The following is a 17,016-nucleotide window of genomic DNA, read 5'->3' as shown; positions in this document are numbered from 1 at the left end:
GTGACCGCGGCGGCGGTCAGGGCCAGAGCTGGGTGAGCTCGGGGAGCGAGAGGGCGCGGCCGGTGTAGAAGGGCAGCTCCTCGCGCACGTGGTTGCGGGCGCCGGTGGCGCGCAGCTCGCGCATGAGGTCGACGATGCGGTGCAGCTCGTCGGCCTCGAAGGCCAGCAGCCACTCGTAGTCGCCCAGCGCGAACGAGGCGATCGTGTTGGCGCGGACGTCCGCGTAGTCGCGGGCGGCCTCGCCGTGCTCACGCAGCAGGTGGCGGCGCTCGTCGTCGGGCAGCAGGTACCACTCGTACGAGCGGACGAACGGGTACACGCAGATGTACTTCAGCGTGTTCTCGTCGGCGAGGAAGTTGGGGACGTGCGAGCGGTTGAACTCGGCTGGCCGGTGCAGGCCCGCGTTGGACCACACGGGCGCCAGGTGCGAGCCCAGCTCGGTGCGGCGGAAGGCGTTGTAGGCGTCCTGAAGCGCGTCGGCCGTGGACGCGTGCCACCAGATCATCAGGTCGGCCTCGGCGCGCATGCCGCTCAGGTCGTAGGTGCCGCGCACGACGACGTCGTCGAGCTTGTCGAACAGCGCGTCGACCTCGGCCGCCATCGCGGCTCGGTCGCCGTCGCCCAGTGGACGCTCGACCCGGAACACCGAGTACATCGCGTACCGGATGGTGGAGTTGATCTGTTCGGGGTCGACCTCGTGCGAACTCATGCGTCCATTCTCACCCGGCCATGGTTCGCTCGGCAGCGGCCCTCCCGGTGGCCACCACCGCGGCGATCCCGACACCCTCGTACGCCGCGCCGCACACCTCGAGACCCGGCACGGCGGCGACGTCGTCGAGCACCGTGCGGACGAGCTCGCGATGGCCCACCTCGTACTGCGGGAGGCCGCCACCCCACCGCTGGACCGCCGACGCGGACACGGTGCCGAGCGAGCCGGACGACTGCAGCACGGACCGCAGGTCGGTGACGGCGAGGTCCACGAGGGCGGCGTCGTCACGCTGGAGCACCGCGGTGTCGCCGGCGCGGCCGATCGAGGCGCGCACGACGGTGGCGCCGCCGGCCTCCTCGGCCAGCCAGGCCCACTTGCGCGACGAGAACGTGGCCGCCTTGATCTCCATGGGCTCGACCGGCGGGACCAGGAACCCGGTGCCCGCGGGCAGCTCGGCACCCTCGAGCAGCAGCGACACGACCACCATCGAGGCGTAGTCGACCCCGGCCAGCGCGAACGCCGCACGGGGCGCGGCCTCGGCCAGCAGCCGCGCGGCCGCCGGCGCGGGCGCGGCCATGACGACGGCGTCGAAGCGCTCCCGCACGGCGGCGGTGGTCGGCCCGGCCACGAGCTCCCAGCCGTCGCCGTCGCGGCGCACCGAGCGCACGGTCGCGCCCGTGCGCACCTCGAAGCCGCCGGCGTCGACGACCGCGCCGGGCACGCGCCCGACTCCCCCACGGACGCCGACCAGCGCCGGACCGGAGGCCTTCGGCAGAGCGGCCCGCTCGGCCGCGCCCGCGAGGAGGTCGGGACCGAGCTCGGAGATCACGGGCGCCGCGGCACGCAGCGAGAGCCGATCGGCGTGACCGGCATAGACGCCGCCGAGCAACGGCTCGACGAGGCGGTCGACGACGTCGCGGCCCAGCCGGTCGCCGACGAACTGGGCCACCGACACGTCCTCGTCGGGCACGGCCACCGAGGTCGATGTCACCGGACCGGAGAGGATCCCGGATGCGTCGAGCGCGGGCAGGTCGGTCGGCACGCCCATGATCGTGGGCGGCAGCGGCCGGAGCGCGCCGTGGCTCCACACCATCGAGGGGATCGGCTCGGGCGCGACGACGTCGCCGGACAGCCCCGCCGCGGCGACGAGGTCGAGCGCCTCGGGGCGCCGCGCCAGCATCGCCTCGGCGCCGACGTCCACGGTCAGGTCGCCCAGCCGCGCCTGGCGCAGCTTGCCGCCGACCTCGGGCGAGCCCTCGAGCACGACCGGCTCGGCGCCCGCGGCCGCGAGGTGGAACGCGGCGGAGAGTCCGGCGATGCCACCGCCGACGACGGCGACCCGCACGTCAGGCCTCCGGCTCGTAGGAGTGGACGAAGTCGACCAGCCGCGTCAGCGCGTCGGGATCGGTGGCCGGCAGCACGCCGTGACCGAGGTTGAACACGTGGCCCTGCGCGGCGCGCCCGGCCTCGATGACCTCGGCGGCCCGCGCGTGCACGACGTCGGTGGGCGCGAAGAGCAGCGTGGGGTCGAGGTTGCCCTGCACGGCGCGCGGCCCGACCCGGCCGATCGCGTCGGCCAACGGCACGCGCCAGTCGACGCCCACGACGTCGGCGCCGGCCTCGCCCATCCGCGACAGCAGCTCGCCCGTGCCGACACCGAAGTGGATCCGCGGCACGTCGAGGTCGGCCACCGACTCGAGCACGGCGGCCGAGTGCGGCCGCACGTAGGTGTCGTAGTCCGCGGGCGACAGCGCGCCCGCCCACGAGTCGAACAGCTGGATCGCCGAGGCGCCGGCCTCGACCTGCAGCCGCAGGAACTGGCCGGCGATCGCCGCGATCCGCTCCAGCAGCGCGTGCCACAGGTCGGGGTTGCCGTACATCAGCTCCTTGGTGCGGCGGTGGTCGCGCGAGGGCCCGCCCTCGACGAGGTAGGACGCGAGCGTGAACGGCGCGCCCGCGAAGCCGATGAGCGGCGTGCCGTCGAGCTCCTGCACGAGGCCACGGACGGCGTCGGTGATCGAGGTGACGTCGTCAGGCTCGAGGTCGCGCAGCGCGGTCACCTGGTCGGCGGAGCGGATCGGCTCGGCCACGACCGGCCCGGTGCCCGGCACGATGTCCAGGTCGACGCCGATCGCCTTCAGCGGCACCACGATGTCGGAGAAGAAGATGGCCGCGTCCACGCCGTGACGGCGGACGGGCTGCATCGTGATCTCGACGACCATGTCGGTGCGGAAGCACGACTCGAGCATCGGCACGCCCTCGCGGATCGCGAGATACTCCGGCAGCGACCGCCCGGCCTGACGCATGAACCACACCGGCGTGTGGGAGGGCTCCAGACCCCGGCAGGCCCGCAGGAACGGGCTCGTGATGGCATCGTCGAGGGAGGTGGCGCGAGCATCGGTGGTCACGTCCCGAGTCTGTCACGCCCTGCGTGTCGAGCCCCCGGCCCCCGCGATCCGTGCCTAAGATCACCGTGTGGGCGCCCGAACCAAGCTTGAAGGCATCCCGGCACCGTTCACGCGGGCTGTCGAGGAGGTCAAGCGTGCCGTCGCGCGCCCCGAGCTCGAGATCGGCGAGATGCCGGCCCCGCAGCGGATCGCTCCCTTCGCCCACGCCATGACCGCCGACGTCGTCGTCGCGGGCGCGGACCTCGGCACCGGGCGCTTCATCCTGCTGCACGACCCGGCCGGCAACGAGGCCTGGGACGGCACGTTCCGCTGTGTCACGTTCGCTCGGGCCGACATCGAGCAGGAGATGGCCTCCGACCCGCTCATCACGCAGGTCGGCTGGAGCTGGCTCACCGACGCGCTCGACGGCGCCGGGGCCGAGCACGCGAACCCCGCCGGCAGCATCACCGTGGTCCGCTCCGAGGGCTTCGGTGCGATGGCCGACGACGAGACCGACGCGCAGATCGAGGTCCGCGCTTCGTGGACGCCGCACGGCGACCTCGAGCCGCACGCCTCGGCGTGGATGGAGCTGCTGGGCAAGCTGGCCGGCCTGCCCCCGATGGCGCCCGGCGTCGTCCCCCTCACGCGTAGGCGCGCGGCCCGTTGACGAACGAACCCGAAGAGATCATCCCCGACGAGGCGCCCGAGCCCGTCCTCCCCCGCCTCGGCCTCCGCGAGCCGCTGACCCCGGTCGTCGACACCGAGGACGCCCTGGCGCGCGCCTGCGCCGAGATCTCCCTCGGCGAGGGCCCGATCGCGCTCGACGCCGAGCGCGCGTCCGGCTACCGCTACTCCCAGCGCGCGTACCTCGTGCAGGTGCGTCGCGAGGGCTCCGGCTCGTGGCTGATCGACCCCATCGCCTTCCCCGATCTCACCGAGCTCGGCCTGGCCTTCGGCGACGCGGAGTGGATCCTGCACGCCGCCACCCAGGACCTGCCGTGCCTGGCCGAGGTCGGCCTGCGCCCCGCGTCGCTGTTCGACACCGAGCTGGCCGGGCGCCTGCTGAACCTGCCGCGCGTGGGCTTGGCGGCCCTCGTCGAGCACTACCTCGGGATGAGCCTGGCCAAGGAGTTCTCCGCGGCCGACTGGTCCACGCGGCCGCTGCCCGAGCCGTGGCTGGAGTACGCGGCCCTCGACGTGGAGGTGCTGCTCGAGCTCCGCGAGCTCGTGCTGGCCGACCTCGTCGCCGCCGGCAAGGACGGCTGGGCGCGCGAGGAGTTCGACGCGCTGCTGTCGTTCACCGGACCGCCGGAGCGCAAGGACCCGTGGCGCCGCACCTCGAGCATCCACAAGATCCGCAGCCGCCGGTCGCTGGCCATCGTGCGCGCCCTCTGGCACGCGCGCGACGCCATCGCCGCCGACCGTGACGTCACGCCCGGACGAATCCTGCCCGACGCGTCGATCGTCGCCCTCGCCACGCAGGCGCCGTCCAGCCTCTCGGCGCTCAAGGACGACCCCACGATGCGTCGCCGCGGACCCCGTCGGTTCCTGGACCACTGGTTCACCGCGATCGAGTCGGCGCTCGGCCTGCCCGAGGACGAGCTGCCCACCTCGGGCCAGCGCTCCGAGGGTCCGCCGCCGCCGCGCGCCTGGGCCGACAAGGACCCGGTCGCCGCGGCCCGCCTCGTGCGGGTGCGCGCCGTGGTCGCCGGCATCGCCGAGGAGCACAACCTGCCGGCCGAGAACCTCGTCGGCCCCGCGCTCGTCCGCGGGCTGGCCTGGCAGCCGCCGGCCGACCTCGATCCCGAGTCGATCGCGGCCGAGCTGCGCGAGCGCGGCAGCCGGAACTGGCAGATCGAGCTGGTCGCGGCGCCCATCGCCGCAGCCCTCGTCGACCCCTGAGCGGGATCCTCGCCAACCTGCGCGTCACCTCACCGCCGCGGGTCTACGCTCGAACGCATGGCCGACTTCCACAAGCCGTCGCTGCCCGGTGCCGCCCTGTTCGACGCGGTGCCCGACCGGGACGACCCGGCCGAGCGCACGGCGGCAGGCCACCGCATCGCGAACCTGTTGGTGCGCGGTGCACACGATCCGAGTGATCGCGACCTGATCGACCGCGTGCTGCACCTGGCCGACACCGAGGGCATGGGCGTCATCGCCGAGCTGTGGTCCAAGGCGCCGCCCGAGACCGTGGCCGGCGCCCTGTGGCGGCTCTACGTCCTGCGCACATGGGTGCGGAACAACCCCATGCAGGCGTCGCGCGAGTTCGCGGCCGGACGGGCCTACGCGCCCGTGCAGGAGGTCCTGGCCGGCGTCGTGGACCCGCCCGGACCGAACGAGGTCATCGAGCTCGCGGACACCGTTGTGCGGGGCATCGTCACCGCCGACTTCGACGTCGCGCTCGACCGCGCCGCGGCCTTCGCGCACATCGTCGGGGTCGGTCGCGGACAGATCGACGACAGCGATCCCGCGAGCGCCGCGCGTCTCGTCGACACGGCCCGCCACCTGCGTGCCGCGGCCGAGGCCGAGCGACACGGAGAGCTCCACTGAGTTTGGGTCCGGTCGTCTAGGCTGGTTCCCGCGCCGGGTCGAGGTAGCCCCGGGTCCCAACATCAGCCGCTACGAGCGGCCACGCGCCGTGAGGCGCTCCCGACCCGGCGCGCCCCTCCTCCTCCGTGCCCTCAGCGGGGCGCGAACGTCGTGTACGAGTGCGCGGGCGCCATCAGCGCGTCGAGCGCCTCGGAGTCCTGCGGCGTCGGGGTCCACTCCGCGGCCCGCGCGTTCGCGGCCACCTGCTCCGGACGCGAGACGCCGGCGATCACCGAGGCCACCGCGGGACGCGACGCGAGACCGCCCATCGCGAGCTCGAGCAGGCTGATCCCCCGCGCGTCGGCGAACGCCTGGAGGGCATCGATCCGCTCCCAGTCCGCGCCCTCCCAGCGCGCCCGCTGGGCCGCGAGGCGGGTGCCCGCCTCGGGCTCGGCGTCGCGCGAGTACTTGCCCGTCAGCAGCCCGTAGGCGAGCGGGAAGTACGGCAGGATCCCCACCTCCAGCTCGAGGCACGCCGGCACCAGCTCGACCTCGGCCGCCGGGTTGTAGAGCGAGTACTCGTTCTGCGCCGTCACGAAGTGCGCGAGGTCGGCCGTGCGCGACACCCAGTCGGCGTCGACGAGCTGCCACGCCGTGAAGTTCGAGCAGCCGATCGCGCGGACCTTGCCCTCGTCGACGAGCTCGGTCATCGCGCCGAGGGTCTCCTCGACCGGGGTGCCCGGATCGGGCGTGTGCAGCTGGTAGAGGTCGATGACGTCGGTGCCGAGCCGCCGCAGGCTGGCCTCGGCCGCCCGGCGCACGTAGGCCGCGCTGCCGCGGCGTCCACCGTCGTCGCCGTTGCGTCCCTGCATGTCCATGCCGAACTTCGTCGCGATCACCACCTCGTCGCGCCGGCCGCGCAGCGCGGCGCCCAGGAGGGTCTCGCTCTCGCCCAGCGAGTAGGTGTCGGCGGTGTCGAAGAACCGCACCCCGTGCTCGAAGGCCGCGTCGACGACGGCGACCACCTGGTCGCCGTCGATGCGCGCTCCGAACGCGTTGCAGCCGATCCCCACCGGTCCGACCTCGATGCCGCTCGTGCCCAGGACGTGTCGTGTGCTCACGCCCCCACCGTAGGACGGTTACACTCGCCGGGTGATCCGGACCACCCACGCCGCGCGACGCCTCGTCGCGGCCCTGGCCGCCGTGCTGCTCGCCGGCATGCTGGGACTGGGTGCCGTCGCCGGCTTCTCCGGCTCGGACCGTCGGGCCAGCGGCACGACGATGTCGGCCGGCCAGGACGGTCCCGCGCAGCCCCGGGTCACGGTCGCGAAGGCGACCTCCGACGATCACGTGATCTCCGTCGACCTGCCCGCGGGCACGATCGACGCCGCACTGACCCTCACGGCGGCCGGCCTCGTGGCCCTGGCCGTGGCACTCGTCGTCGCGCAGGTGGGCCGGGCGGTCCCGGCCCCCGCGGGTCGCGCCCCGCCGCTGGCCTGACCGGCTCACCGGTCCGTCCCGCCACCCCTGTTCTTCCTCGCCGCGCTCCGCGGCCCCCATCGAAAGTCACCCATGCGCTCCAAGACCAATTTCTGGCGCGGGCTGATCTGTCTCGCCGTCATCGTCGGGTCGATCGCCGTCGCGTTCACCATGAAGCCCAACCTGGGCCTCGACCTGCGTGGCGGCACGCAGCTCACCCTCGAGACGAAGTCCACCGATCGCGTCACGGCCGACGCCGAGTCCACCGACCGGGCCCTCGAGGTCCTGCGCGGCCGCGTCGACGCCCTCGGCGTCTCCGAGCCCACGCTCGCGCGCTCGGGCGACAAGCGCATCATCGTCGAGCTGCCCAACGTCCAGGACCCGAAGAAGGCCGCCGAGGTCATCGGCCAGACGGCCAGCCTCGAGTTCCGCGAGGTCAAGGCCCCCGCCGACGAGAGCACCAAGCCCGCCGAGGGCGAGGTCGTCCTGCCCGACGAGTCCGGCCAGAGCCTGCTGCTCGGCCCGGTCGCCTTCGACGGCAACGGCATCAGCGACGCCAACGCGGCGCTCCCCCAGCAGGGCCTGGGCGACTGGGTCGTCAACGTGGAGTTCAACGGCACGGGCCGCGGGCCGTGGCGCGACCTGGTCACCTCGGCCTGCCAGAACACCGCCGCGGGCAACCGCATCGCGATCATCCTGGACAACGAGGTCATCTCCTCGCCCGGCATCGTCCCCGAGCTGTGCCAGTCCGGCGGCGGCAGCTCCACCAGCATCACCGGTGACTTCACGCAGGCCAGCGCCGAGGACCTCGCCGCGCTGATCAAGGGCGGCGCGCTGCCCGTGCCGGTCGAGATCATCGACCAGCGCACCGTCGGCCCGACGCTCGGCGCCGCGGCCATCGACGCCTCCATCCAGGCCTCCATCATCGGCCTGGCCCTCACCGGCCTCTTCATCATCTTCATCTACCGCCTCACCGGCGTGATGGCCACGATCGCCCTGTGCGTCTACGCCCTCATCTCCTACGGCGCCCTGGTCCTGCTGGGCGCCACCCTGACCCTGCCGGGCCTCGCCGGCTTCGTGCTCGCGATCGGCCTGGCCATCGACGCCAACGTCCTGGTCTACGAACGTGCGCGCGAGGAGTACCACGAGAATCCGAAGGCCGGTCTGCTCTCGGCCCTGACCACCGGCTTCTCCAAGGCCTGGTCCGCGATCATCGACTCCAACGTCACCACCGTCCTCGCGGCGCTGCTGCTGTTCTTCCTGTCCGCCGGACCGGTCAAGGGCTTCGGCATCACGCTGACCATCGGCGTCATCGCGTCGATGTTCTCCGCGCTGGTCGTGGCCCGCTGGCTGACCGAGTGGCTGGTCAAGCGCGGCTGGGTGCGCCAGCACCCGCAGGTCAGCGGCATCGCCGGCATCTCCAGCGTGCGCCGCTGGCTCAACGACCACGGCCCGTACCTCGTGCGCCGTGCCGGCATGTGGGTCGCGGTCTCCCTGGCCGTGGCCGCGGTCGCCATCGGCGGCATCGTGGTGCGCGGCCTCGACCTCGGCGTCGAGTTCGCCGGCGGTCGTCAGATCGAGTACACGACCGCCGAGGAGATCACGCCCGACCAGGCCCGTGAGGCCGTCGCGGACGCCGGCTTCCCCGAGGCCGTGGTCCAGTCGTCCTCGGGCGACGGTGGCGAGAACATCTCGGTGCGCCTGCCCAACATCGACGAGGACCAGGCCGAGCAGGTCCGTGCCTCGATCGCCGAGGTCGGCGGCGAGACCGTCCAGGTCCGCTCCGACACGATCGACCCCACGCTCGGCAAGGAGCTGCGCAACAAGGCGATCCTGGCGTTCCTCATCGCGGTGGCCGCCCAGATGGCGTACCTCGCCTGGCGGTTCCGCTGGACCTGGGCCGCGGCGGCCATCGTCTCGATGGCGTCGGTCGTGCTCGCCGTGGTCGGCGTGTTCGCCTGGTGGGGCAAGCCGATCGACGGCGTGTTCCTGGCCGCGATCCTGTCCATCATCGGCCTGGCGGTCAACGACTCGATCGTCGTCCTCGACCGCATCCGAGAACGCACGCGCACCCGGGACATCCCGTTGCGCGAGATGGTCAACGAGGCGATCCTGTCGACGCTGCCACGAACGATCAACACCGCCATGGGCGCCACGTTCATCCTCGCGGCGCTCATGTTCCTCGGCGGCGACTCGCTGCGCGACTTCTCGATCGCGGTGCTGCTGGGCCTGCTGTTCGGCCACTTCTCCACGGTGTTCACGGCGGCCACGCTCGGCCTGCTGCTGGAGGAGCGCTGGCCGTACAACCCGGACAAGGACCCGCGGAACAAGGTCGATCCGTACGCCCACATCGTCGACGGGCGCGGCATGCCCGACGAGGGCGCGATCGTCTGACCGCGCGGTAGCGTTCGGGTCATGACGACCCCGCCGAACGACCCGCAGCGCGATCCCGATCCGCACGCGGGCGACCACGATCCGACGGTGCGGTTCGGCGGGGCGCAGCCGCCGCCTCCCCCGCCTCCGCCGCCTCCGGGTGCGTCCTTCCCGCCCCCGCCCCCTCCGGGGCAGGGTCCGGGCTGGGGCGTCCCGGGGGCGCCGTACGGGATCGATCCGAAGACCGGCATCCCGTTCTCGGACAAGTCCAAGATCGTCGCGGGGCTGCTCCAGCTGATCATCCCGCTGGGGATCGGGCGCTTCTACACCGGACACACGAGCATGGGCGTCGCCCAGCTGGTGGTCACGCTCGTCACGTGCGGCATCGGCGCGCTCTGGCCGTTCATCGACGGGATCCTGATCCTGGTGTCGGACTCGCGCGACGCGAACGGGCGCCCGCTCAGGTCCTGATCGGGCGCGTGTGTCGCACGGTGCGATGATGGGGTCATGGCCATCGCGAACCACGTGGTCGACCTCATCGGCGACACTCCCCTAGTCCGGCTGAACTCCGTCGTACCCGAGGGCGCGGCCACCGTCGTGGCCAAGCTCGAGTACCTCAACCCCGGAGGCAGCGCCAAGGACCGCATCGCGGTCAAGATGGTCGACGAGGCCGAGGCGTCCGGCGCGCTCAAGCCCGGCGGCACCATCGTCGAGCCCACCTCGGGCAACACGGGTGTCGGCCTCGCGCTCGTCGCGCAGCAGCGCGGCTACTCGTGCATCTTCGTGTGCCCCGACAAGGTCAGCGAGGACAAGCGCAACACGCTCAAGGCCTACGGCGCGCAGGTCGTCGTCTGCCCCACGGCCGTCCCGCCGGACCATCCGGACTCCTACTACAACGTCTCCGACCGCCTCGTGCGCGAGACGCCGAACGCCTGGAAGCCCGACCAGTACTCGAACCCGGCCGGCCCGGCCAGCCACTTCGAGACCACGGGCCCGGAGATCTGGCGGGACACCGAGGGGCGCGTCACGCACTTCGTCGCGGGCGTCGGCACCGGCGGCACCATCACGGGCGCCGGTCGCTACCTCAAGCAGCAGAACCCCGACCTCAAGGTCATCGGCGCCGACCCGGAGGGCTCGGTCTACTCCGGTGGCTCGGGTCGCCCGTACCTCGTCGAGGGCGTCGGCGAGGACTTCTGGCCGTCGGCGTACGACCCCGCGATCCCCGACGAGATCATCGCCGTCTCCGACGCCGACTCGTTCGACATGACGCGCCGCCTCGCCCGCGAGGAGGGCCTGCTGGTCGGCGGCTCGTGCGGCATGGCGGTCGTCGCCGCCGTGCGCGTGGCCGAGCGCCTCGGTCCCGACGACCTCGTCGTCGTGCTGCTGCCCGACGGCGGCCGTGGCTACCTGTCGAAGATCTTCAACGACGACTGGATGGCGTCCTACGGCTTCCTGCGGACGCCGCTCGACGGTCACCCCGCCGACCTGCACGTGAGCGACATCCTGCGCCGCAAGAGCGGCGCCATGCCGGCGCTGGTGCACACGCATCCGTCCGAGACGGTCCGCGACGCGATCGAGATCCTGCGCGAGTACAACGTCTCGCAGATGCCGGTCGTCGGTCCCGAGCCGCCGGTCGTGATCGGCGAGGTGGCCGGCAGCGTGAGCGAGCGCGAGCTCGTCAGCGCCGTCTTCGAGGGCCGCGCGCAGCTGACCGACGCGGTCGCGCAGCACATGGAGCCGCCGCTGCCGATCATCGGCTCGGGCGAGGACCTCGCGGCCGCCCTCGACGCGTTCAAGGGCAACGACGCGCTGATGGTCGTCGACGAGGGCAAGCCGCTCGGCGTCCTCACCCGCCACGACCTGCTGGGAGTGCACGTATGAGCGAGAACGGCGGAGGCTTCTCCACCCGCGCGATCCACGCCGGCCAGGACCCCGACCCGCGCACCGGGGCGGTCAACATCCCGATCTACGCCAGCTCCACGTTCGCGCAGGACGGCGTCGGCGGGATGCGCGAGGGCTTCGAGTACGCCCGCACCGGCAACCCCACCCGCCGGGCGCTCGAGGCCAACCTGGCCGCACTCGAGGGCGGCACGTACGGCCGGGCGTTCTCGTCCGGCATGGCGGCCACCGACACGGCGCTGCGCGCGATCCTGCGTCCCGGCGACCACCTCGTGATCCCCGACGACGCCTACGGCGGCACGTTCCGGCTCATCGACAAGGTGTTCTCGCACTGGGGCATCGAGCACACGCCGGCTCCGGTCAACGATCCCGAGGCCATCGCCGCCGCGATCACCGACCGCACGAAGCTGGTCTGGCTCGAGACGCCCACGAACCCGCTGCTCAACGTGGCCGACATCGAGGCCGTCTCGGCGATCGCGCGCGACGCCGGCGCGAGGCTCCTCGTCGACAGCACCTTCGCCTCGCCGTACCTCCAGCAGCCGCTGGCCCTCGGCGCCGACATCGTGCTGCACTCGTCCACGAAGTACCTGGGCGGCCACAGCGACGTCGTGGGCGGCGCCCTCGTGACGTCGGACGCGGAGCTCGACGAGGCGTTCGCCTTCCTCCAGAACGGCGCGGGCGGCGTGCCCGGGCCGTTCGACGCCTACCTCACGATGCGGGGGATCAAGACCCTCGCCGTGCGGATGGACCGCCACTGCGACAACGCCGAGGCGATCGCGCGGATGCTCGTCGACCACGACGCCGTCAGTCACGTCAGCTACCCCGGTTTGCCCGACCACCCCGGTCACGAGGTGGCCGCGCGCCAGATGCGTCGCTTCGGCGGCATGATCTCGCTGCGCCTGGCCGGCGGTCGCGAGGCGGCGCTCGACCTGTGCTCGCGGACGAAGGTGTTCACGCTCGCCGAGAGCCTCGGCGGCGTCGAGTCGCTCATCGAGCACCCCGGCGCGATGACCCACGCCTCCACGGCCGGGTCGCAGCTCGAGGTGCCCGAGGACCTGGTCCGGCTGTCGGTCGGCATCGAGGACGTCGAGGACCTCCTGGAGGACCTCGAGCAGGCGCTCGCCTGAGACTCGAGTCACTACGGCGGCGATCGGCCGTTCGTTAGGCTCGAGGTCATGTCTCGCAAAGGTCCTGCCACCGGTCTGTCCTGGCTCCAGCTGGTGGCCGGTGCACTCGCCGCGATGACCTCTGCGTGGGTCGCGTCGTACCTCGGCGTGGCCGGCACGATCATCGGTGCGGCGGTCGGCAGCCTCGTCGCGTCGATCGCCAGCGCCCTCTACGTGCGCGGCCTCGACCGCGGCACGACGTTCATCACCGAGAGCGGCACCGTGGTCTCGCGCGCGGTGCCCGCCGGCGAGGTCGAGGGCGCCGACGAGGGCGAGATCCTCGTCACGGAGCACGAGTCGACCGTGGCCGTGGAGGACTCCGAGCGAGCCTTCTCCTGGAAGCGCGTGCTGACGTGGACCGCGCTCGGCCTGGGCACGGCTCTGCTGGTCATCGGCGGCTACGAGCTGGCCACCGGGTCCTCGTTCGGCAAGGCCGACAACCCCACGATCAGCCGCCCGTGGCAGGACCGCGGCACCGGCGGCGGGTCGAACGACGAGCCGGCGCCGACGGAGTCGACGCAGCCCACCGAGGACCCGACCGCCGACCCCACCACGGCACCGACGACAGCGCCCACGACGGCCCCGACGACGGCTCCGGCCCCCGCCCCGCAGGTGCCCGACCCGACGACGGCTCCCACCACGGAGCCCACCGTCGAGCCCTCCCCCGGCGCCCAGGAGTAGGCGGGAACATTCCGGCCCCTCCCTCCGTTGGAAGCGGTGACGAAAGGAGAGCGGAATGACCATCTGGATGAAGCCCACGCTGACCGACGAGAAGATCGAGGCGATGGAGCCCTTGGCGGCCTTCCGCTACGCCGAGGAGCTGCTGGACTCGCGCTTCCCGCGCGAGGCCGCCCGCGTCCTGCGGCCGCTCACCGAGGCCGAGCCGCGCAACGCCGCCGTGTGGGAGCTGCTGGGACGCGCCCACTTCGCCGCCGCGCACCTGGGCCCGGCCGAGGAGGCGTTCCGCACGCTGGTCGACCTCGAGCCCACGAGCGCCTGGGCTCAGACCGCGCTCGGCCTGTCGCTCGACCGGCAGAGCCGCCACCGCGAGGGCGCGGTGCACCACCGCCTCGCCGCGGCGATGGGCTCCAGCGAGCGCGACGCCACGCGCGTCGAGCTCGTCGACCGCCCCGGCGACTGACCGCGAGCACGGCCCCGTCTGTTTGGATGGGGCCGTGTTCACCGTCGGAAGCACCCTGCCGGACGCCCCCGGAAGATCGGGCACCATCGAGACCCCTCACGGCTCGATCCGGACCCCCGCCTTCGTGCCCGTGGGGACGAAGGCCACGGTCAAGGCCGTGCTCCCGGAGTCGATCTCCGAGCTGGGCGGGCAGGCCGTGCTGGCCAACGCGTACCACCTGTACCTGCAGCCCGGCGCCGACATCGTGGAGGAGGCGGGCGGGCTCGGCGCCTTCATGAACTGGCGCGGCCCCACCTTCACCGACTCGGGCGGCTTCCAGGTGCTGAGCCTGGGAGCCGGGTTCCGCAAGACCCTCGCGATGGACGCGGTGGGCACCGAGGCCGACGACGTCATCGCGCCCGGCAAGGACCGCCTCGCGCACGTGGACGACGACGGCGTCACGTTCAAGAGCCACCTCGACGGCTCGAAGCACCGCTTCACGCCCGAGGTCTCGATGGGGATCCAGCACCAGCTCGGCGCGGACGTGATCTTCGCGTTCGACGAGCTGACCACGCTGATGAACTCCCGCGAGTACCAGGAGGAGTCGCTGGAGCGCACGCAGGCGTGGGCGCAGCGGTGCCTCGACGAGATCGAGCGGCTGCGCGCGCTGCACCCCGACCGCCCCCGCCAGGCGCTCTACGGCGTCGTCCAGGGCGCCCAGCACGAGGACCTGCGCCGCCGCGCCGCCCGCGGCCTGGCCGAGCTGGCCTTCGACGGCTACGGGGTCGGCGGCGCGATCGAGAAGGAGAGCCTCGGCACGATCGTGCGCTGGGTCACCGACGAGCTGCCCGACGACCGCCCGCGGCACCTGCTCGGCATCGGCGAGCCCGAGGACCTCTTCGAGGGCGTCGAGGCCGGCTGCGACACGTTCGACTGCGTCACGCCCACCCGGGTGGCGCGCTCGTCACGGGTCTACAGCGCGACCGGTCGCTACAACCTCATGGTGGCCGCCTCGCGCCGCGACTTCGGACCCATCGAGGACGGCTGCGACTGCTACACCTGCACGCACTACACGAAGGCGTACCTGCACCACCTGTTCAAGGCGAACGAGTACAACGCCGCGACGCTGTGCTCGATCCACAACGAGCGGTTCTTCGTGCGGCTCGTCGACGCGATGCGCGCCGCCATCGAGAATGGCGACTTCGACGAGCTGAAGCAGGACTGGCTGGGCCGCTACCTGGCGGGCCGGCGCTGACTCAGGCCGCGAGGTAGCTGGGCTCGCGGCGCTTGAGCCGCGCGATGACCCGCACCGTGACCGGCATGACGAGCAGCTCGACGCCGACCTTCAGCACGACGCCCATCACGAAGTAGTTCACGAACGCGCCGAACGTGGTGACGCCGATCGCCGAGGCCGCGATCGCGCAGAAGATCAGCGTGTCCGCGACCTCGCCCACGCCGGTGGAGCCGATGAGACGCGCGACGAGGCGACGCTCGGCCGAGCGCTGCTTCATCCGCACCAGGACCCACGAGTTGAGGAGCTGGCCGACCACGTAGCCGGCGAGGCTGGCCAGCACGATCTGCGCCACGGGGCCGAGGACGGCCTCGTAGGCCGCCTGGTTCTCGTACCAGGACGCGCCGGGCAGCAGCTGGACGACGAAGAACGTGGCGGTGGCGAGCGCGGCGGCCGCGAAGCCGGTGAGGATCGCGCGACGCGCGGCACGCAGTCCGTAGACCTCGGAGATCACGTCGCCGAGCACGTAGGCCAGCGGGAACAGCACGACGCCGCCGTCGACGACGAGCGGCCACAGCTGCACCGGACCCAGCATCACCTGGCCGGAGCCGATCTCGACGGCCTTGCTCGCGACGATGTTCGACACGACGATCACGACGCAGAACATCGCGATCAGGACGTCGTAGTGAGTGGAGCCGCGGGAGGCGAACCGGACGACGTCGGGGCTCGGCGTGGACGTGTGGGACACGACCGCCATCCTCCCACGGCGCGCCCCACGCCGACTCGGCGTGGGGGCGGTGGGAGAATCGTCACATGAGCCTGCCGACCACCACCGACGTCCTCGTCGTCGGCGCCGGTCCCGCCGGCTCCTCCGCCGCCGCGTGGACCTCGCGACTCGGGCTGGACACCGTCCTGGCCGACGCGGCCACGTTCCCGCGCGACAAGACCTGCGGCGACGGGCTCACCCCGCGCGCGATCGCCGAGCTCGAGCGTCTCGACCTGGGCGACTGGGTGCGCGGCCACACCGTGAACCGCGGCCTGCGCGCGGCCGGCTTCGGCCAGGAGCTGCTGCTGCCGTGGCCCGGCGGCTCGCTGCCCGACCACGGCTCGGCCGTCCCCCGCACCGAGCTCGACGACCGCATCCGCCAGCGCGCGATCGACGCCGGGGCCACCGGGGTCGACGGCGCCCGCGCGGTCGACGTCGAGCGTGGTCCCGACGGCTCGGTCACCGGCGTCGTCTTCGACACGTCCGCCGGCCGCCACACGATCGCCTGCCGCCGCTTGGTCGTCGCCGACGGCGTCCGCTCGCCGCTGGGCCGCGTCCTGGGGCGGGAGTGGCACCGCGAGACCGCCTACGGCGTCGCCGGCCGCAGCTACGTGAAGTCCGGGCGCGGCGACGACCCGTGGATCTCCTCGCACCTCGAGCTGCGCGGCGAGGGCGGCGAGCTGCTGCCCGGGTACGGCTGGATCTTCCCTCTTGGCGACGGCCGCGTGAACCTCGGCGTCGGCGCGCTGGCCACCGCGAAGCGCCCGGCGAAGGTCCAGATCCGCCCGCTCATGGAGTACTACGCCACCCTGCGCCGCGAGGACTGGGACCTCGGCGCCGACCTGGACCTGCCCACTTCGGCACTGCTGCCGATGGGTGGCGCGGTGTCGGGCGTGGCCGGACCCAACTGGATCGTCATCGGCGACGCCGCGGGCTGCGTCAACCCGCTCAACGGCGAGGGCATCGACTACGGACTCGAGACCGGTCGCATCGGCGCCGAGCTGCTCGCCACGGGCGACTCCCCCGCCGCGGCGTGGCCGGCCATGCTGACCGCGCACTACGGACCCGCGTTCTCGATCGCACGCCGACTCGCCGGCCTGCTCACGGTGCCGCACCTGCTGCCGGCCGCGGGGCCGATCGGCATGCGCTCGCACGCGCTCATGACGATCGCCCTGCGCGTCATGGGCAACCTCGTGACCGACGAGGACCGCGACCTCACCGCGCGCGTCTGGCGCTGGGCCGGCCGCCGGTCGATCCGCCTCGACGAGCGCCCGCCCTTCTCCGACTGACTGTCGCCCGCCCGCCCTCCCCACTTCTGGAACGGGATGCACGCTTTCGCGCGGCGAAAGCGTGCATC

18 protein-coding genes are annotated in these 17,016 nt (G+C 72.8%); 11 read left to right on the top strand and 7 right to left on the bottom strand.

Going from position 1 to position 17,016, the window contains the following annotated elements:
- Positions 1 to 16: 16 nt before the first annotated feature.
- Genes hemQ through hemE form a run of 3 tightly spaced genes read right to left on the bottom strand, consistent with a single transcriptional unit; the run spans position 17 to position 3,117 of the window.
- Positions 17 to 709: a hydrogen peroxide-dependent heme synthase gene (gene hemQ, locus ACK99Q_RS11410; protein ID WP_410186257.1), complete on the bottom strand. Its 693-nt coding sequence runs from the start codon at positions 707 to 709 to the stop codon at positions 17 to 19.
- Between the two features lie 10 nt (positions 710 to 719).
- On the bottom strand, positions 720 to 2,054 hold the full coding sequence (hemG, locus tag ACK99Q_RS11405; protein ID WP_410186256.1) for a protoporphyrinogen oxidase: 1,335 nt from the start codon (positions 2,052 to 2,054) through the stop codon (positions 720 to 722).
- A gap of 1 nt (position 2,055) precedes the next feature.
- Positions 2,056 to 3,117 carry a uroporphyrinogen decarboxylase gene (hemE, locus tag ACK99Q_RS11400; protein WP_410186255.1) on the bottom strand — a complete coding sequence of 354 codons (1,062 nt, stop codon included), beginning with the start codon at positions 3,115 to 3,117 and terminating at the stop codon, positions 2,056 to 2,058.
- Positions 3,118 to 3,184: 67 nt separating this feature from the next.
- Here hemE and ACK99Q_RS11395 point away from each other — a divergent pair, with 67 nt between their 5' ends.
- Genes ACK99Q_RS11395 through ACK99Q_RS11385 form a run of 3 tightly spaced genes read left to right on the top strand, consistent with a single transcriptional unit; the run spans position 3,185 to position 5,646 of the window.
- The gene (locus tag ACK99Q_RS11395; RefSeq protein WP_410186254.1) at positions 3,185 to 3,763 is read left to right on the top strand and encodes a DUF3000 domain-containing protein; all 579 of its coding nucleotides are present in this window, start codon (positions 3,185 to 3,187) and stop codon (positions 3,761 to 3,763) included.
- A complete protein-coding gene (locus tag ACK99Q_RS11390) occupies positions 3,760 to 4,998 on the top strand; it encodes an HRDC domain-containing protein (RefSeq protein WP_410186253.1) in 1,239 nt (412 codons plus the stop codon). Before ACK99Q_RS11395 ends, ACK99Q_RS11390 begins: the two co-directional genes overlap by 4 nt.
- Before the next feature lie 57 nt (positions 4,999 to 5,055).
- Positions 5,056 to 5,646 (top strand): hypothetical protein, encoded by a 591-nt coding sequence (locus ACK99Q_RS11385; RefSeq protein ID WP_410186252.1) that lies wholly within the window; start codon positions 5,056 to 5,058, stop codon positions 5,644 to 5,646.
- A gap of 131 nt (positions 5,647 to 5,777) precedes the next feature.
- Here the strand turns inward: ACK99Q_RS11385 and ACK99Q_RS11380 are convergent, their stop codons facing one another.
- Positions 5,778 to 6,746: an aldo/keto reductase gene (locus ACK99Q_RS11380; protein WP_410186251.1), complete on the bottom strand. Its 969-nt coding sequence runs from the start codon at positions 6,744 to 6,746 to the stop codon at positions 5,778 to 5,780.
- A 31-nt stretch (positions 6,747 to 6,777) separates the two neighbouring features.
- On the opposite strand from ACK99Q_RS11380, the gene ACK99Q_RS11375 reads away from it, so the two are divergent.
- From ACK99Q_RS11375 to ACK99Q_RS11355, 5 genes are all read left to right on the top strand, one after another.
- Positions 6,778 to 7,125: a hypothetical protein gene (locus ACK99Q_RS11375; RefSeq protein ID WP_410186250.1), complete on the top strand. Its 348-nt coding sequence runs from the start codon at positions 6,778 to 6,780 to the stop codon at positions 7,123 to 7,125.
- A 72-nt stretch (positions 7,126 to 7,197) separates the two neighbouring features.
- Positions 7,198 to 9,498: a protein translocase subunit SecD gene (secD, locus tag ACK99Q_RS11370; RefSeq protein ID WP_410186249.1), complete on the top strand. Its 2,301-nt coding sequence runs from the start codon at positions 7,198 to 7,200 to the stop codon at positions 9,496 to 9,498.
- Between the two features lie 21 nt (positions 9,499 to 9,519).
- The gene (locus ACK99Q_RS11365; protein WP_410186248.1) at positions 9,520 to 9,948 is read left to right on the top strand and encodes a TM2 domain-containing protein; all 429 of its coding nucleotides are present in this window, start codon (positions 9,520 to 9,522) and stop codon (positions 9,946 to 9,948) included.
- A 36-nt stretch (positions 9,949 to 9,984) separates the two neighbouring features.
- The gene (locus ACK99Q_RS11360; protein WP_410186247.1) at positions 9,985 to 11,358 is read left to right on the top strand and encodes a cystathionine beta-synthase; all 1,374 of its coding nucleotides are present in this window, start codon (positions 9,985 to 9,987) and stop codon (positions 11,356 to 11,358) included.
- Positions 11,355 to 12,503, top strand: a complete 1,149-nt coding sequence (locus tag ACK99Q_RS11355; RefSeq protein WP_179424185.1) for a cystathionine gamma-synthase — start codon at positions 11,355 to 11,357, stop codon at positions 12,501 to 12,503. Before ACK99Q_RS11360 ends, ACK99Q_RS11355 begins: the two co-directional genes overlap by 4 nt.
- 209 nt (positions 12,504 to 12,712) lie before the next feature.
- Here the strand turns inward: ACK99Q_RS11355 and ACK99Q_RS11350 are convergent, their stop codons facing one another.
- Positions 12,713 to 12,919 carry a hypothetical protein gene (locus ACK99Q_RS11350; RefSeq protein WP_410186246.1) on the bottom strand — a complete coding sequence of 69 codons (207 nt, stop codon included), beginning with the start codon at positions 12,917 to 12,919 and terminating at the stop codon, positions 12,713 to 12,715.
- A 21-nt stretch (positions 12,920 to 12,940) separates the two neighbouring features.
- On the bottom strand, positions 12,941 to 13,180 hold the full coding sequence (locus ACK99Q_RS11345; protein WP_410186987.1) for a hypothetical protein: 240 nt from the start codon (positions 13,178 to 13,180) through the stop codon (positions 12,941 to 12,943).
- 98 nt (positions 13,181 to 13,278) lie between these two features.
- Here ACK99Q_RS11345 and ACK99Q_RS11340 point away from each other — a divergent pair, with 98 nt between their 5' ends.
- On the top strand, positions 13,279 to 13,683 hold the full coding sequence (locus ACK99Q_RS11340) for a tetratricopeptide repeat protein (protein WP_410186245.1): 405 nt from the start codon (positions 13,279 to 13,281) through the stop codon (positions 13,681 to 13,683).
- 34 nt (positions 13,684 to 13,717) lie between these two features.
- Positions 13,718 to 14,917 carry a tRNA guanosine(34) transglycosylase Tgt gene (gene tgt / locus ACK99Q_RS11335; RefSeq protein ID WP_410186244.1) on the top strand — a complete coding sequence of 400 codons (1,200 nt, stop codon included), beginning with the start codon at positions 13,718 to 13,720 and terminating at the stop codon, positions 14,915 to 14,917.
- 1 nt (position 14,918) lies between these two features.
- On the opposite strand, the gene ACK99Q_RS11330 is transcribed toward tgt, so the two are convergent.
- Positions 14,919 to 15,641, bottom strand: coding sequence for a queuosine precursor transporter (locus ACK99Q_RS11330; RefSeq protein WP_410186243.1), 723 nt, complete (start codon positions 15,639 to 15,641; stop codon positions 14,919 to 14,921).
- A gap of 65 nt (positions 15,642 to 15,706) precedes the next feature.
- Between ACK99Q_RS11330 and ACK99Q_RS11325 the strand changes: the two genes are divergently transcribed.
- Positions 15,707 to 16,948 carry a geranylgeranyl reductase family protein gene (locus ACK99Q_RS11325; protein WP_410186242.1) on the top strand — a complete coding sequence of 414 codons (1,242 nt, stop codon included), beginning with the start codon at positions 15,707 to 15,709 and terminating at the stop codon, positions 16,946 to 16,948.
- The last annotated feature ends 68 nt before the right edge of the window (positions 16,949 to 17,016 follow it).

The sequence above is a fragment of the Aeromicrobium sp. MLTX1 genome (genome assembly GCF_046452335.1).
In the GTDB taxonomy this organism is placed as follows: Bacteria; Actinomycetota; Actinomycetes; order Propionibacteriales; family Nocardioidaceae; genus Aeromicrobium.
The sequence above is the reverse complement of the archived record's forward strand: the minus strand, read 5'-3'. Positions and strand labels throughout refer to the sequence as shown.